12 protein-coding genes are annotated in these 17,266 nt (G+C 44.9%); 8 read left to right on the forward strand and 4 right to left on the reverse strand.

The annotated features are described in order from the left end of the window. Nucleotides 1-88: 88 nt before the first annotated feature. Nucleotides 89-1,342 (reverse strand): FIST signal transduction protein, encoded by a 1,254-nt coding sequence (locus NDI35_RS17065; RefSeq protein WP_445313776.1) that lies wholly within the window; start codon nt 1,340-1,342, stop codon nt 89-91. Nucleotides 1,343-2,086: 744 nt separating this feature from the next. Between NDI35_RS17065 and NDI35_RS17070 the strand changes: the two genes are divergently transcribed. The 5 genes from NDI35_RS17070 to NDI35_RS17090 all read left to right on the forward strand — a co-directional run bounded on the left by NDI35_RS17070 (nt 2,087) and on the right by NDI35_RS17090 (nt 6,237). Next, nucleotides 2,087-2,323 (forward strand): Calvin cycle protein CP12, encoded by a 237-nt coding sequence (locus tag NDI35_RS17070; RefSeq protein ID WP_445313777.1) that lies wholly within the window; start codon nt 2,087-2,089, stop codon nt 2,321-2,323. A 401-nt stretch (nt 2,324-2,724) separates the two neighbouring features. Continuing rightward, nucleotides 2,725-3,345 (forward strand): DUF3177 family protein, encoded by a 621-nt coding sequence (locus NDI35_RS17075; protein WP_445313778.1) that lies wholly within the window; start codon nt 2,725-2,727, stop codon nt 3,343-3,345. Between the two features lie 269 nt (nt 3,346-3,614). Further along, nucleotides 3,615-5,069, forward strand: coding sequence for a hypothetical protein (locus NDI35_RS17080; RefSeq protein WP_445313779.1), 1,455 nt, complete (start codon nt 3,615-3,617; stop codon nt 5,067-5,069). A gap of 393 nt (nt 5,070-5,462) precedes the next feature. Beyond that, a complete protein-coding gene (locus NDI35_RS17085; RefSeq protein WP_445313780.1) occupies nt 5,463-5,744 on the forward strand; it encodes a peptidoglycan-binding domain-containing protein in 282 nt (93 codons plus the stop codon). 220 nt (nt 5,745-5,964) lie between these two features. Beyond that, nucleotides 5,965-6,237, forward strand: coding sequence for a peptidoglycan-binding domain-containing protein (locus tag NDI35_RS17090; protein WP_445313781.1), 273 nt, complete (start codon nt 5,965-5,967; stop codon nt 6,235-6,237). Nucleotides 6,238-6,285: 48 nt separating this feature from the next. Here NDI35_RS17090 and NDI35_RS17095 read toward each other — a convergent pair whose 3' ends face one another. The 3 genes from NDI35_RS17095 to NDI35_RS17105 form a co-directional block, all read right to left on the reverse strand. Then, a complete protein-coding gene (locus NDI35_RS17095; RefSeq protein WP_445313782.1) occupies nt 6,286-9,681 on the reverse strand; it encodes an ATP-binding protein in 3,396 nt (1,131 codons plus the stop codon). A 714-nt stretch (nt 9,682-10,395) separates the two neighbouring features. Further along, a complete protein-coding gene (locus NDI35_RS17100; protein ID WP_445313783.1) occupies nt 10,396-10,551 on the reverse strand; it encodes an RRXRR domain-containing protein in 156 nt (51 codons plus the stop codon). A gap of 244 nt (nt 10,552-10,795) precedes the next feature. Further along, nucleotides 10,796-12,367, reverse strand: coding sequence for a CHAT domain-containing protein (locus tag NDI35_RS17105; protein ID WP_445313784.1), 1,572 nt, complete (start codon nt 12,365-12,367; stop codon nt 10,796-10,798). A gap of 824 nt (nt 12,368-13,191) precedes the next feature. Here NDI35_RS17105 and NDI35_RS17110 point away from each other — a divergent pair. From NDI35_RS17110 to NDI35_RS17120, 3 genes are all read left to right on the forward strand, one after another. Beyond that, the gene (locus NDI35_RS17110) at nt 13,192-15,144 is read left to right on the forward strand and encodes an FAD-dependent oxidoreductase (protein WP_445313785.1); all 1,953 of its coding nucleotides are present in this window, start codon (nt 13,192-13,194) and stop codon (nt 15,142-15,144) included. A 307-nt stretch (nt 15,145-15,451) separates the two neighbouring features. Beyond that, nucleotides 15,452-16,138, forward strand: coding sequence for a class I SAM-dependent methyltransferase (locus NDI35_RS17115; protein ID WP_445313786.1), 687 nt, complete (start codon nt 15,452-15,454; stop codon nt 16,136-16,138). Next, the gene (locus NDI35_RS17120) at nt 16,138-17,208 is read left to right on the forward strand and encodes an aromatic ring-hydroxylating dioxygenase subunit alpha (RefSeq protein WP_445313787.1); all 1,071 of its coding nucleotides are present in this window, start codon (nt 16,138-16,140) and stop codon (nt 17,206-17,208) included. Before NDI35_RS17115 ends, NDI35_RS17120 begins: the two co-directional genes overlap by 1 nt. The last annotated feature ends 58 nt before the right edge of the window (nt 17,209-17,266 follow it).

The following is a 17,266-nucleotide window of genomic DNA, read 5'->3' on the forward strand; positions in this document are numbered from 1 at the left end:
TTTTAGATTTTAGATTTTAGATTTTAGATTTTCCACAGTTAACACTCAACAGTCAACAGTCATCAGTCATCAGTCAACAGTTCACAAATTATGAATTTTGGCGACAAATCCCGAATACGGAGGTGTAGCCGTGCAGAAATGTGCTGCCACCGACGGGGCCGATTTCGCCGTTGCAGAAAAAGCCGCTCAGGGGAATGTTTTTGAGGTATCGGCCGAACAGTCGGGAGTCAAAGTTCGATTCGCCGTAAAGCCCTTCACCGCGCCCCAGACAAGAGAACATCAAGGCGCCGGCGCTGGATGTACCGCTGTACTCGGCGGCCCGCTGATAGCGATCGAGCAGCATTTCTAGGTCTTCTGCCGAGGTGCGCGCGTCCCGCAGGTGAAATTGGATGCGCTGTCCGGGACGGACTCGATCGCCGATCGCAATTGCTCCTACTTTCGGATCTACTCCCAACAGATTGCGGATTAAAAAATCTCCCGGCTCTAATGTCAGCTTGAATTCATCGCTGACTAAGCCTACAAATAACGAGTGCTGGGCTAATTCTCGGTCTTCTTCGCTCAAAGTTTGAACTAACTCTCGCAAAGCCTCTAAGGGCGATCGCTCGATGCCCCCGCTGCCGGTATCGTCGGTTTGTTCTTCGAGTTTCAGCAAAATATTGCGATCTCCTTCCGTCACCCGATAAGGATGCCCGATCGGCCTGCAGCCTTGAGCTACGATCGTTTCCAAAACAATATTGCCGCTCAAAGCTACCCCAACCGTCCCTTCTCGGTAAAGCTGATAGTCGCAAAACAGCGCCGCGCCCCTGCCCGCACCGTCCCCCCCGGCGAGTCCCCCTACCTTGGCCGCGCCCGGATAGGCATAATCTAGCCCTTGGAGCAAATCGTTAATTTTTGCGGAAAAGGGGTCGGCCAAGATGATGAACTGCGGTTCTTCCTGGGCCGGCACGCCCAAGAGATCCACCCAAGTATCCGGGGGACTATCTAAGTCCGGCAGTTCTTCTGCACCGACGTGAAAAGTTCTGACATTCACTCCCGGCAAGCGTGCCAGACTCAGGCTGACTGCCGGAGATCCCTCGACTTCTTCGGTGAGGCCGCCCCGGTTCGTGCCGATGACTCCTCCCCCGCCACAGCCGAGGATCGCAGGCACTGGCAGCAGTTCTCGGAGTAAAGGCATCAGCCGAGAATACTCGCTGGCAAAGGCAGATGAGATAAATATCAGCGCTAAATCGGCCGGGCCTTCTAGGTTGCGATCGGCTTGTTCTATAACTTCTTTGAGCGCTGATTCCAAAGAGGGACGGGTTGATAAAGCGCTGACCCATTGCATTTGGTTTTGGGTGTACATAAGGCAAACTTCTCTATAAAACTATCTCTATACATTACGCTAACCGGAACTGGCCACTGGGGGGACGCTATTCTTCGGCGATCGATTCCCCCTCGATTGCCGTTCTTGTGTTAACATAAGTTAACATGAGAGTCCCCTTAATTTGTTAAGTGTGAAATGCCGTGTTCAGCTAAATCTTAAAAGATAAAGCTCAATACAGTTTGACACACCAACCTCGTGTAATGTTTTCATCAAAAGTAAGGTTGGCTCGACCTACATTGATGCCTGTGGACTAGAACCCGCCTACGGGCTAGTAAAGCAGGGAGTAGAGACGGCTACTGCATCATACTTATGGATGGTTTCTATCTGGGCTGCTGCAACAGCAGCGCATCTCAAGCTATTATTAGCTGGGGTCGCCATACCGAAACAGCAAATCCAACCCAAACAAACATCCAAAAAGAAAACCTTTCTTACTTAATAAGGTGACAGTCAACGACTCAACACTCAAGTGACTGGGCTTCTGGCCTAAAACTTCAGTTTTACTTGACCAGCCTAAGACTCTAGAGGTCTAAGTTTTTTGAGTGATGACACCAAGCGGCTGCTTAGCTAGCCCCTTGCTCTGTCGTTAACGGTTAAACATCTTTATTTGGGTTAAGGATGTGCCGTTAGCCGAACAAGCTCACTAAACCCAAGGGCGTGCTAACATTACCTAGAAATAGGTCGGGGACCACCATATTCTCCTACACATTCATACCAACAAGCTTTATGACAACAACACCCGCAGGCAACATCCAAGAAAAAATTGAAGAAGAACTAGAAAGCGCTCGTGCCGTCTGTGACGTCAAGGGCGCCACTTCCGGGGAATGCGCGGCGGCGTGGGACGCAGTTGAAGAACTGCAAGCAGAAGCTTCCCACCAAAAGCAAGTCAAACCTAAGAATTCTTTTGAAAAATTTTGCGACGACAATCCTGACGCTGCTGAGTGCCGCATCTACGAGGAATAAACGAGCCATTTAGCTCTATCCCTTCCCTCCCGCGCCGAAATCTAACTTTTGGCGCGGGAGAATTTTATTTTAGGGGTTGAGCCTTGAAATAGTAGCGAGAATTGCCCTCTATCCCAATACGGTTAAAATCAGGCCGCTTCTCCTCACTCCCCGAACCAAGGGGGATAATAATTCGCTCTGGCGCGCCTTGGTTCGGGGGATGGGAAGGCGAGATTTGAGGAATAAACAGTTTTAATCCAAGCATATTGCCGTCTATCGCGTCTCAAGTACCCTTCAAAGCGCGCCAAGTACCTTAGAAAAAATAGCAGTAACTAAAACATTAAGACCATTTTTAGGTTGCTGATTTTTTAGCATTTTTGTAGTAAAATTTGTCACAAATAAGTGAGTATATTTTCCCAAAGATGTTGAGTCTTTTATTGGCAGCCACCGGGCCTTGGTTTCAACCGCTAGTCTGGATGGATTACCGGTTGTCTGTGTTATTAACAATTTCGATCCCGCTGGTAGTGCTGATTTGGGCTGTTGTGGCAAAAGCTGAGGCGATCGTCCGTTTGTCGATTATTTATTGGCGGGTGGCGAGTTTGCTGGCAATTACACTTTACCTGATGATGGCTGCGCTGCCTGTGAGCTTTGTATCGTCGGTGATTGCGAGGGCCTTAATTCCTGCTAGTCTGTGGTTTTGGGAGGATTTAAACGAAGAAATTGCCGATCGACCGCAGTCGCCCCTCAAACTGGCTTTTACAGCTTGGCGGTGGGCGATTACTGTTTACAGCGGTTTGGGCGCCCTAGCTCAACTTCCGTTCTTAAGCTGTGCCTTTAAATCTCAAATTCAGATAATTGACGAACCTTTTTGCCGCGTTTGGTTAGACCCACCTTGGCTCTACAAACAAATGTTTCACCCTACGGCAACCCCTCAATTTTTGGGATTTTTGGGTCTGATAGGTTTAGGAATCTATGTAATTTACTTGTCATACTTTGTGCTAATTAGACTAGGAAAAAATGGGAGGTCAGCTACCGGAAATTAAGGGGACTTTAAGTAAGTATTTGCCTTTTAAATAGCAGCTAAAGTCTTGGACAAAAAGCTCAACAATCCTAACTCCAAAAAGGGGAACCGCTCTAGGAAAAAATTAAACTAACAGCAGGGTGCGTGACGTGAACTCGCTCAAAAACCGATACAAGCCCCCGACTCCAGTCGTGGAGATATAAAAATTTTAGACTAAGGTTGAATATTGCAGATTCATCTGTGGATAAAATCTAAAATCTAAAATCTAAAATCTAAAATCGACTGACAGCAATGTTACTGGGAAAGACTGTGATGGATAGCAAACAAGCCTACTTACAGTGCTTAGAAAGGCTGATTTGGGCGCTCGATCGCCTGGAAGCAAAAGTCGAACCAAGTGAAGTCGCTCGGATTGCCGAACTGATTGTTCAGCCGATGATGGGGCCCTGGCGGTTTTTTCACACTCCCGAACATATTTTTGAGGTGGGGGGAGATGAAGATGCGATCGAGGTTTTAGCAGCTTTATTTCACGATACCGTCTACGTGCAAGTCGATCGCAGCATTAACTTTAACGTCAGCTACTACATCACTCCTGTTGCAAAAGAGGTTAACAAACAGCTACAAATTAGGGATCAATCTGAACTGCCGGCGGATGCTATCTTCGAGATGGTAATGCTGGTATTCAATTTTGTACCGGGCGAAGTCCTCAATCCTTTCGCCGGACAAAACGAATTTCTCAGCGCTGTCGTAGCAGCAAAAGCTCTAGAACCATTTCTCAAACGCGAGCAATTGCTTCAAATTGCAGGCTGCATTGAAGCAACCATTCCGTTTCGCGCTGCCGAGTCGGGAGTAACGGTAAGCCAGCGCCTTTATGGTCGCTTGCAAGCAATAAATAGCCGATTTAACCTCAGTTTGACTGATGAGGAAATGCGGGAAACGGTGAAAAAAGCTGTGCGAATCTCTAACCGGGATGTGATGAGTTTTGCTCACCATAGTTCAGCCCATTTTTTGGCAAATACCTGGAATTTACTGCCGGAAACCAATCACAATCTCATCTGCTGCGGTTTTTACACTGTTCGCGACTACCGAGTTGCTTTGCTCAAAATGGAAGGTTTTCTGAATTATCTCAAACCAGAGATAATTTTCCGGCAGTTTGAGGGATATCCAGACGATCGCACCTATCAGCGCTGGGAAACTACTGCTAAGTACAATCTCGAAATTGCGAAGCTTTATTTGGGGTGCAAACTGTCTGCCCTAGGCCTGCTAGAAGCTCTTTCTTCGGATTTGGGGATTGAGGTTTCTCTGGCGATGATGATGGGAGGAATTCCGGCTCAATCTCCTAACTGCGTGCGCCTGGAAAGCTTTTTTCCAGAAATAGAGAAACCTTACCAACCTAAAATTGGTTTAGAAGCGGAAGTATTGAATTTATTAGAAAATGGGCGGGCTAAAAGCACTTCTAATACCGATTTGGAGAGTTCGCCCCTGACAACGTTTGTGGTAAAAATTGTTGGCTTTGAGGAAATGCGCTATCAGTGCGATCGGGCTAAGGAATTTTTTCTACAAAATCTGGACGCCGACGACTTTATTTCCGACTTTAACCCGATAGTTACAGAAATTGTCATTGATTCAATTCTCAAGTTGTTTGACAGCCGGAAATCTACTATCTACCGATACTATGATATCACTTCTAAGTTAAAGTCCCAACCCCAGAGCCATTTTCTCGATCGCCCTTTTCGCTCACATGGTTAACTAGCTTTAAATACAGTATTTTTGCCTCCTCTATAGAAAAGACCATTACTCAGCTTATATAAGAGTAGAGTGATGAAACCGTGACAGGATTGATTGCCTCGCTTTCCCTACGTCAATCTGCCTATCCATCCCGGCGGCAGCAACAGCCCTACAGGTATGGTGTGGGGGCTGGTGGCAAAGATGCTAAAAGTTGATAAAAAATGGAAATTCGCTGCTGTTTGCCTTTGACAATTATTTTATACACAACGGATTTCATAGCGGGCTGTCACTCATCTGAGCTACCCCAGATAAGCGTCACTATAAAAAGCGACTGTTAAAGCACTTCCCCCCACAGCTACAACTGGGGAATAGCAAGTTCAAACGACTTGCAAACCACTAATCCCCAATCAAACCATGCAAACCACAAATTCAGTTTACGCTCAATTGCCTCTTTGCTCTTCACTGCCCACACTGCAACGAAATAATAGCACCGCTGCCAATAAAGACGTGCGCTATCTCCAACAATCCTTAGTTAAAAACGGATATCCCGTAGCAACTGATGGATTCTTCGGCCCAAAAACCGAACAAGCAGTCATCAAATTTCAAAAGGAAAATAAGATTGCTGTTGATGGCATTGTCGGCCCTCAAACTTGGAGTCTATTAGGCGCTTGTTATACAGGTGAACCCGGATGTTAAATCTAAGTTAACTAATCCTAGGCGCACGGGTAGTAAGAAACAGGTTTTTTTCACAGCAATACTTCCTTTACTCCCCCAGAAACGCTAAAAAATCTGGTGGTTGAGCGAAGCCTAAACCTCGTTTATGCCCGTCAAAAGTGCATCCAGGACTATTAATTAACATCTTTTCCCGCTGCCCGGCTTTTAAACAACTTGCCAACAATTAATGGAGACTCAAACTATGCAAACCACAAACGCAATTCACATGGAATTACCTTCCTGCCGTTATTTTCCCCTACTCAAACGCAACGATGGCGTCACGCAAAATGAGGACGTTCGCTACCTCCAGCGACTCTTGAACGCCAACGGATTTTCCGTAACTACTGATGGAGGATTCGGCCCGAAAACTCAACAAGCAGTCATCAATTTTCAAAAGCAACAACAAATCGTTGCTGATGGCATTGTAGGCCCTAAAACTTGGAATAAATTGGGTGTTTGTACAAGTATATTTTAAAGTTTGTGCAACCATCTGTTAAAGAGAGTAGGGCGTGCAGTGTGCGCCCTATTTCTCCGTCGAAGTTTCCACCCCGCACCACCCCTCCGGGGCTCCGTACATTCTATACTTGCGAGCTCGTTTGAAATACAGCATTGCTACCCGATCGTCCGGATTGATTTGTAAAATATTCTGAAATACTTTTTGGGCGGCAACAAATTTTTGATCGTAGTAAAAATTGAGAGCTTCTTGAAAAACCTCGGCAGTTTGCTGCTTAAGTACAATGCTCTGCTCTGTTTCTGTCTCGTAAATTTCAAACACCGACACAGCATTTGTCTTTCCTTTCACCATTACTCGATCGACAAATCTGTATTTATATTTTTCGGGCTCGTCTAGGCGATCGATAATTGCACCGCTAACTAGAATGCCCGCGCCGTAAACCTTAGTCAATCCTTCCAACCGAGACGCGAGATTCACCGCATCAGCAATCACCGTACTTTCCATCCGTTCTCGCTCGCCAATCGTACCCAACATCAAATTGCCCGCGTGTAAACCGACGCCGATCGCGATCGGAAACAAGCCATTTTTTTCTCGCTGCTGGTTGTAGATATTCACTTCTTTTTGCATATCAATTGCTGCTCGCACACCATCCTCGGGAGATGTAGGAAACAGTGCCATGACTGCATCACCAATGTATTTATCAATAAACCCGTTATTTTTCCTGATGGCAGGGCTAACCCTTCCCAAATAAGTATTAATAAATGCAAAATTTTCAGGTGGTGTCATCTGTTCGGAAAGCGCCGTAAACGAGCGAATATCAGCAAACAGCACGGTCATATCTCTTTCCTGATTTTCTCCTAATTTTACTTCAATAATACTCGGCTTTTCCAGCAAGTTTAGAAAATCGTGTGGCACAAACCTGCCGTAGGCTGCGTTCAGTTTAGCAAGGCGAATTTGCGTGTTAATTCTCGCCAACAATTCCTTTTTTATAAAAGGTTTAGTTACATAATCATTTGCTTCTAAGTTAAAAGCTTCTACCAAGTCAGTAGTTTGATTTTTAGCCGTCAGCATCAGAATCGGCATTTCTAAAGGCGAGTATTTTTTGCGAACTTCTCGACACACTTCATAACCCGTCATCTGCGGCATCATTACGTCGAGTAAAATTAAGTCGGGCTTAAATCCTGATTCAATCAGATTTAAAGCTTCTAAGCCGTTGCTCGCTTGAGTTATCTCATAGTTGGCTAGAGAAAGACTGTTGATAATGACCTGAATATTAATGGGTTCATCATCGACTACCAAAACTTTGAGTTTTTCACTTTCTAGCAAGTCGCTATTGTCTGATAGCTGAGAATTTATTATAGAGGATTTCCCCGCGAATTCAGGAGTGATTAAAATGGGAGAACCATCGGTTAAACGCGGCTGTATGCTACTAAAATCTGGCTGACTCTCAGATACGGGCAAAGTAAAGATGAATTGGGAACCGACGCCTACAGTTGAAGATACCCCAATTTTCCCTCCGTGCAATTCAACTAATTGCTTGGCAACCGTTAACCCTAAACCAGTGCCGCCATATTCTCTAGCAGTAGAACCGTCAGCTTGTTCAAAGGATTCAAAAATTCGGTCTAATTTATCTTCGGGGATGCCAATGCCCGTATCAGATACAGTAATGGCTAATTGGGAATTAGACGGTGATTGTGCGCTGCCCGTTACCAATTCTGCGGAAATTTCTATTCGGCCACTTTCGGTAAATTTAATCGCATTGCCGATTAAGTTGTAAAGTATTTGCTGCAAGCGATTCTCGTCGGCTGCTATTGGCGGCAATTCAGGAGCAACTGAGTTAATCAATTGCAAGTTTTTTTTGCCTACTAATGGCTGAGACAAAGTGACAATTACAGAGACTATTTCTCGAAGACCGACGGACTTAATTTGCAGTTCAATAGTTTTGTGTTTGAGCTGAGAAAAATCTAAAAGATCGTTAATTAAAGAAGATAATCTTTTCCCCGATGATGTAATCAAAGCTAAGTTAAAATTTGTAGATTCTGGCAGTTGTCCGGTAGCACCGTCTATTAAAGATTCTGCAATCCCAATAATGCCGTTGAGGGGAGTGCGGAGTTCGTGGGAAGTATTGGCTAAGAATTCGTCTTTCAGTTTATCGAGTCGCTGCAATTCGGTATTTTTAGTTTCTAAGGCAGTAAAAGATGCTTGCAATTGTGCTGCCATGCTGTTAAAAGCAGCGGCAAGTACGCCCAACTCGTCGGAACGATCGAGCTTTACAGTTTGGTCAAATTGTCCTTCAGACAAAGCTATTGCTGCATTTTTTAATGTTAAAAGAGGTTTGATAATCCAGCGAGAAGTGAGAAGTCCTAACACACTTGCCATGCCCAAAGCTGCCAGACAGAGCAACACTGTAGTTCGGTTGCCGGCGTGAATTTGTTCCATAAAGTCTGCTTCGGGAACGACAACGACAATCAGCAAATCTAAACCCTTGTCGTCTTGGAATGGCAGGACTTTTAAAAATTTCTGCTGACCGTTTATCTCAACATTTATTTGCTGCGATTTTGTAATTTGGTGCAAGTTGTGAAAGTAATTTTCTAAATATTTAGCTGTAGTTTGTGTTACTGGGTCGCTGCTTTCTGTAACTTTAAATAGTTCTTTTTTACCGTTTTTGGTGCGGAAAGGTTTTTCGGGTGTGGAAGTTGCCAGCAGCGTGCCGTTTCTTTCGATAATAAAAGTTTGACCAGATTTGCCTATTTTGAGGCTGTTTAAAAATTGACCGATACTGTCGAGACGCAACGCAGCAATTAATACTCCTTCTAGCTGTTTCTGGCTGTTGTAAACTGGTTGCAGGGCGCTAAGGATTAATGTGGGTTCTAGGAAGGATATATAAACTGAACTCCAAGTTGGTTTGATTGCTAAAGCTGCATAGCTGTAGGAAGGGTGTTGCCGGATGTCGAAGTTTTTAACGGAGGCGGCTACTGTAGTGCGATCGCCCGTATCATTAGTATTGTAAGAATAAAAATCAAAATTTGTAGAGGGGCCCGCTGCGTTAATCAATAAAGTGCCGTTAGACATCTTTTCGCCAGTGCGATATTCTCCCTCTTGATTAGCGATCGACGTAAAATTGATATAAGGATATAATTGCACTTGTCGCCACAGATACTTTTCCCAAGCTGACAAGTCTCTCATGTTCACAAAACCCAGTTTCACCGCATCCAGCTTGCTTTGATTGATTTGGTGCGGAGTTTGCAGATAAGTTCTCAAATTTTGCTCGATGCGATTGCTCACCTCGCCCATCAATTGATCGGCAAGGTCATTCACTGCTCTTTGAGAGTTCTTAAATGATAAGTATCCTACAATACCCACCGCTGCAAATACTTGCAAGACAAACGGAACTATGAGTACGGTTTGCAGCGTTACTTTTCTTGAAAGTTTTGCCACTAAGTGCTTGAGAGAAAGAGTGGACATAACATTAGTTTAGGTTGAAAAACCCAGTTAATACTTGGAGCGAAGACTTACCGTTGGTAAGTATCATAAACCATTTTGTACTTAAACACAACTTACGCAAGGAAGACCTGATATCGTTTATACAATTCTCAATGTTATACAAAATTATGAAAAGTCAAAGCGAACCGTAGAGACATGAGAATGCCCATTAGTGGCAACTTAACGTACCACCAATAGTCCGGCTCTTGTTGAAACCCCTGCCTCAGAGCTGCGAGTCCTCTTGCATAGGACTAATGAGTTCTTCAGTCCTCTTTGAGAGAATTTTAGCTATAAGTCCCGTGGAATTCATGCCCTGGCGGACTGGTGGTTGAGTGGGAGGAGTGGCGGACTAAAAGCTTAAGTTGACAACACCAATGGGGAATGCCGTGTCTTACTCCCCGCGCCCAGGGCGAACGCATCTTATTGAACACTGTTCATCAGTCGTGAGTATATTTTGATATAAATTCACCATTCTTAGAAGCTACAGACACGCTTTGTAATGACTTTTTAGATAAAACAGGAACTGATTAATGGTGGTTTTTACTTAATACTAATTTTGATAAAAAAACTATTACAACCACTGTTGACAACTTGTATAATAGTTAGTAATGAGTTGTTCGTGAGAATTTAGTTAACTGCCACAGCGAGGATCTTAGGTTTGAGTCTCATGCAGGGTAAACTCTAATTAAAAGTTTTTTAGGTACTCAATAATTCTTCTCCAATATACCAGATTCTGTTAACATAAAGTTTAAATGCGTTCGCCGTGCTCCCTTTGTCCAGTAGTTCTATTGCCCGTGCCCGATGGCAGGGGTCAAGAGGTTTCAAATTCTTGTCTAGTACGAAAACGCGCATTACGGCTGCCTCTCATTGCTGGTAAAGTTTCCCTCGCTAATGTTATAAGAGCTTTTTAAGCCTGAAGCACTGGTTTTTCCTATAGCCTGTTTAACTTCAGACGACAGAGCCTAAAACTGGCAGGCATTAAGCAGGTGTCATAACTCAAATAACGGAGTTCCTATTAGGAGCTAAAGCTGGTCAATAAGGCTTACAGTTTCCTGTAAGCCTACACGCTCACCGAAGGTCAGTGTAGGTAGTTGACTTACCAAGGACTGCCAATTATGCTGAAAGCTGCCCAATAATACGGATGGGATAAATCTTTGCTGTCGAGTTTGGGGATGGACGGGGGCAAGGCAATGTCGCCTCGGGAACTTCGCAGTTGACCGCCTTCGATCGTCACTTTGCCTTCGATCGCGGCAATTTGTGCTTGCCTGAGAGCTTCAGCTTTAATGATTGGAGGGTCGTTTGGCCTGCGGATTTTTAATTGCTGGTAAAACTCTGTCATCAGGGCGAGAGTCCCCGCATCGCTGACGTACCACAAGCTGGCGAGGGCTGATTTTGCTCCTGATTGCAGTGCTAAACCTGCAAATCCCAGTTCTGCTTCTTTGTCTCCCAAGGCGGTTCTACAGGCGCTTAATACTAATAGTTCGAGGGGCGGATTGTTCCATTTTAAATCTCTCATTTGATCGAGACCCAGTTGGGTGTCCCAAAATTGAATGTAGGAGTTATTTGGGGTTCCGGGGCGGAATTCTGCGTGGGTTGCAAGGTGGATTATTCCGTATTTTTGTTGCAGTCGCTGGGATTGCAAGTTTACTATGGTGAAGTCTTGATTGAGAAAGGATTGACCGGGCCACTGTCGGGCGATCGCGCCTAGTTCTAATGGCACTGCTGGCAGCGGTTCTTTGTTTGCCGTTTCTGCGAAATCTGATGCTCCCATTGCTAGGACTTGTACGTTTCTGAGGTCCGCGTAATTGATGTCTGTGAGTTTAAATGCGGGGATGCGGGCGAGGCTGTATTTTTCGATCAAAAATTGCTTTCCGTCGTGCATTGCTGCTAAGGGTACGGTTCGTAAACCTGCGCCGGCGCAAAACAGCAATGTTTCAATTTTTGCTGTTTGCAAATCTGTTTCTAGGGGTGCAACTATCCATTTGTAGAGTTGTTGGGCTGGTTCTAGATAGCTGGTGGTGTTGAGTTTTACGGGATTGGTGATTTCGCTGCCGAATTCTTGGACTACTGAGAGCAGTTTCTCTTGTTTGGCTTCCGGGACGCTGCGGAGAATGGGCGGACGATCGGGTAATATTAAGATTAATTCTAGTTGGTCGGTGCGCGGGATAGCGTAAATTAAAGCGGGTTTTTTCTTGGTTTGAACTGCTAGGCGGGAGAGAGTTTTTGATATTGCTTCGGCGGTTTTCGCACGGGTCTCAAAGTCTTGTTCAAAGTATGTTTGATAGTCTTCTTCCCAGCTTTCTTCTATTCTGGTTACGGCTTCGGTGAGGTTTCCCCGATCGAGCAAATTTCTCATTTCTTGCCCGTTAAGCCCGCCCTGGCCTGTGTTTTGGGCAATTGTAGCGAGGTTCGCGGTACTCCAACAGAAAAATATTGCTGTCAAACAGTAAAAAATAGCTTTTTTAATTTTTTTCTGAGTTGTGTGTTTTTGGCGTTGCTGCTGGGATTGGTAGTGCATGATTTTGGGGCGGTTAAGGGCGCCGTTGGCGGCAGCAGTTGGCAAAAGTTTGGATGTAGGTGGGAATTTTGACTGTGCTGGCGATCGGGGCACAAGTCTAGCATTCAAGACCAACCCCAAATATCTACCGTAGGGTGTGGATACCAGCACGAACCGACTCCCCGCACCAAGAAAATCACCATTTATGTAAATTTTTGTACATTATGCAGAAGTTTTGCATAAACAGGACTTACGGAAAAACCCGATTTTTTCACGTAGTAAGTCCTGTTTTTTATCTAGCAGCCAGGTACATTTAACTGAGATATTGCACCATTCTCAATAATCATTTTATGAACAGGCAAGATGCCTGTTCTTAAGAAGGGTGTAAGATGTGAGTTTAACCGGCATTACCTCTACGGGCGTCTTTGACTTTTTGCGGCACATCCGCACTTCTCAAGTGGAATCGGGTTGGGTCTTGTTGTTGAATGAAGAATATCATGAATCGAGCGACCATATATTGAGTAATATTAGCAAATATCTTCTCTGTATTTACTTGTTTTTAAAATAGTTAGGTTTTTTCGCACCAACTTACTTAAACCTCGACTGGTTAATTGTTTTGCATCGGATATCTACGCGGTTATTTCGTACAATTTGTCGATACTGCCTTTGGCCTAAGATTTTGCCTGAAAATCTCCTAGTTTTTTAGAATCGCGGCGGTTGCCAAGAGTTGAGCAACATAAATAAAAACACTTAATTATTTAGAGAATTTTACGCTATGCGGTCGATGGCTTTTTCCTTGTTGATTCTTGCTTCTGTCCTAGATAACTGAAGCCTTCTTGCTTGCACTATACATTGTGTGCGATCGCACTTGACACGGTGCGATCGCGATCGGACTGGGGAATATGTCTTAGTATTTCTTCACATATCCTGCTTTCGGTCTATGATATATGCCTTATGGCGTATTTGTGTTTAAAGCCCGTTACCGCGTACCGCTGATGAGTCAATCAACCAATTCACCGCTATCCCAAACTGTTTCGCGAAGAACCGCCCTCAAATTCCTCGGAGTCGGTGCCGCAGGCGGGCTGCTGGGCTACTCTCGATTTTCCAAGCCAGAGCCCACCATTTTTGTGCAAGATTCTCTTGACTTGCCGCGAATGCTGAATAACCGCAAAACCGTTGCAGTTGTGGGGGCAGGCTTGGCAGGGCTCGCCTGTGCTTACGAGCTCTCCCAGCGAGGTTTCGCCGTAACATTGCTCGACAAATCGCCCCAACTCGGTGGCAAAATTGCTAGTTGGCCGATTGAAGTCGGGAACGAAACTTTTATGATGGAACACGGTTTCCACGGTTTTTTTCCGCAATACTACAACCTCAAAAGTGTGGTTGAAGAACTAGAAATTACTGATAACTTTGTATCTTTAGAATCCTACGCCGTTCTGTTTCGAGACGGCAAATACAAACCCGAAGTTTTCCGTCCCAACCATTCAGCTTTTCCCTGGAATATAGTTGATTTGGGGATATCTTCTCCAAATCGGCTCAAGTGGGGAATCAATCTCACAAAACCCGCTCACTGGCAAGTGTTTAGGGAAATAGGCGGTTTTCAAACTCAAAAAACTTTCGATCGCCTCGACAATATATCCGTTGCCGACTGGGTAAAAGGTGAATTCCCGCGCGGACTTTATGACTTGTATTTTCTGCCTTTTGCCAAATCCAGCCTCAACGCTCCAGACGAATTGAGCGCGGGAGAATTGATGCAATTTTTCCACTTTTACTTTTTCGGAAATCCAGAGGGTTTGGCATTCAACGGCACGCGACAAGATATGGGCACGAGTTTGGTGCAGCCTATTGCCAGAGCGATTGAAAGCAAAGGTGGCAAAGTATTGACAGATGTCGCAGTCAGTGAGATACGCTGGGAAAACGGCAAGATTGATTCTCTGAGTTATCAGTCGGGAGATGTGCAGAGTAAAATACCTTTTTGGGTGAAGCGAAACGCGCTGTTAACTGACAGTAACTCTACCGAATATTTCGGCGCTGGTGACAGCGTATTTGCCGCCGCACCGTCGGGAAAAGAGGCAATTTCTCTGAGTTGCACTCACCAAGGCTGCACAGTTCAGAAACAGAACGACGGTAAATTTCACTGTCCTTGTCACGGGGCCGTTTTTGATGCCGAAGGGCGTGTTGTGAGTGGGCCTGCTCAGCGAGATTTGCCTCGATTTAAGGTAGTCGATGAAAAAGCAGATGAGGTACAGTTGGCCGCAGCCGTTAACCAATCGCAGCCGCAGAATGGGGGAGAAACATTGAAGGCTGATTACTATGTTTTGGCGGCAGATGTTCCGGGGATGCAGCATTTGTTTAGTTTGGCCAGCGGTGAAGTGAATCCCCAGGTGCAGAAGCGGATCGAGAGTTTGAAAATAGCCGATCCGTTTGCGGTGGGCCGTTTTTGGTTCGATCGCGAATTTCCCTGGGAACACAGCAATTTCAGTTCGCTTTCCGGCTACAAACTGACTGACAGCATCACGCTTTACCACCGAATTCAGGATCAGTTCATCGAGTGGAATCAGAAAACTGGCGGTAGTGTTGTGGAACTGCACGCTTATTGTTACAAGGAGAAGGAATTTCCGAACCAGGAAGTTTTGCTGGCGACTTTTGAGCAAGAATTGTACGAAATTGTACCGGAATTAAAAGAGGCAAATATGCTGCACCGGGAATTAGTAAATCAAAAGAATTTCTCTGGATATCCGCCCGGTAGTTATGCAGAACGCCCGGAGACTTGCTGCGCTGTACCTAATCTTTTGTTTGCCGGAGATTGGGTGAAAATGCCGTTTCCTTGTGGTTTAATGGAAAGGGCAGTGAGCAGCGGTTTGTTGGCCGCTAATGCTATTTTATATCAGGAGGGTTTGCAGAGGCGATCGCTCTTGACAGTGAATCCCGAAGGCGTGTTAAAAATCTAAGCTTGGCAGCGGGGGCGGGTTTTATAAATCGTCAATTATCGGCTGCTATCCTCGGTGAAACCCGCCCCCAGCCCTACCAGTTTAGATTTTAGATTTTAGATTTTAGATGTGAAGAAATGGGGATGAGTGATTCAAGTAGGGTTTGGACGTTTCCTACAGTTGCATTCTTTTTTTAAGATGAGTTACGGTTTGTGGGTGTGGTTTCCCTGATGGGAAAAGGCAGAGCTTGCGAACCCAAAAAATATCTGCGTTAAGCGGGGTGGATATGCGGTTAAAATATTATTGAATGAGTATAAAGCAATAATAGATGCTGAATAGTAACTGCAAAATTCGCAATAAATCTGTAACGTTTGATGCTTTTGCAACAGAATACGATTTTGCTGCCACCTTGCAAAACCAGAACGATTTCTTTACTAACAACCTATCGGCCAGCAAAGGTGCAGCATTAGATATTGGCTGCGGTTCGGGAATTCTTGCTTTTGAATTAGCCCAGTATTACGATCATGTAGTCGCCGTTGATTTGTCAGCAAAAATGCTAGATATAGCCCGTCAAAAACGCTCAGCCCCCAATATCGAATACATCCAAATGGATGCCAGTCAATTAGCGCTCGATCGCCAATTTGATTTAATAGTTAGTGCTGCTACTTTTCACCACCTGCCCAACCTCCCCGCCGCCCTCCATGCAATTAAAAAATTGTTAAATCCGCACGGAAAAATCGTCTTTTTAGATAATATTTCGGAGGTCGAAACACCTGCTACAATAGGCTACATATTAGGTGCAGCGAGAGATTTTAGACCCGACTGTTCCACCTACGGATTTCGCAATGCTTTAAGATTATTAAAATTTCGATTGTCCCCAGGGTGGTTGAAGCATTTAGCTAGCGATAGGTATTTGTCAGAACGGAAATTTAGAAAAATTTACGGTCGTTGCTTTCCGGGCTGTTATTTTGTAAAATTGGGTTGTTTTATGGGCGTAATTTGGGAACATTTGTAATGCAAAACAACGCGATAAAATCGGTAGCTGCAAGGGGACAAAAAACTCACATCCGGCAGTTGGGCATTAATCTCGATCGCTGGTATGCGATCGCCCGCAGCACCGAGGTGCAAACTCAGCCCGTCGCTGCGAAAATCTGGAATCGGGCGATCGTACTTTTCCGCGACAGTGCAGGCAAAATCAACGCTTTAGAAGATAGATGTCCGCACCGACAAGTTAAACTCAGCCACGGTCAAGTTAAAGGCGATTTAATCGAATGTGCTTACCACGGATGGCGGTTAAATGCAAGGGGAGAATGCGCCGAAGTCGATTATTTAGCCGAAAATCAAAAGCTACCTAACTGCAAAATTCGCTCCTATCCCGTCAAGGAAAAAAACGGTTTTATCTGGCTGTTTCCCGGCGACGAAACGCAAGCAGAAAAAACTCATTTACTGGATTTGCCAGAGTGGGAACATCTCAATTATATTGCTACTGTTTCAGTCATCGACTGTCAGGCGCACTATTCATTCTTAATTGAAAACTTGATGGATATGTACCACGGGCACTTGCACGATGATTGGCAAGCTTGGGCAAATCCGGTGTTAGATACTTTAGAAGAAAACGAGCATCAAGTAACTGCTCGCTATCAGGCGCAAAGTTATTACAAAATAGATAAAATTTGGTCAATTTCTCAGTTATTTTTTAAATCTCTGCGCCGACTGCACCCGGAACCGCTGGAGGTGAGTTATGTTTACCCGCACTGGGTTTCAACTTTGGGAAGCGACTTTAAGATTTACTGCTTGGTTTGTCCGGTCAGCGAGACAGCAACTCGTGCTTATTTAATTCACTTTACCTCATTAAATGCGTTTTGGCGGCTGCACAAACTGCCTGTTTGGTTTCGCAGGTTTATCAAAGATAGTTGTTTCGGCGCGGCTCAAAAGTTATTAGATGGTTTGGTGCGACAGGATGTGTTAATGATTGAAGAAGAACAGCAGGCTTTTTTGCAGAATTCAGAAAGAAAAAATTATGAATTAAATCGGGCTTTAGCTAGCGTGCAAAAGTTGATGAGAAGCCAGGCAGAAAATGGGTAATTCAGTCGCAGAGTCAAACCTGCACAGGCTAATATGTATATTTCACAAAAATCAGGGA

Origin of the sequence: Microcoleus vaginatus FACHB-2002 (assembly GCF_040004035.1) — a bacterium.
Taxonomy (GTDB): domain Bacteria; phylum Cyanobacteriota; class Cyanobacteriia; order Cyanobacteriales; family Microcoleaceae; genus Microcoleus; species Microcoleus vaginatus_C.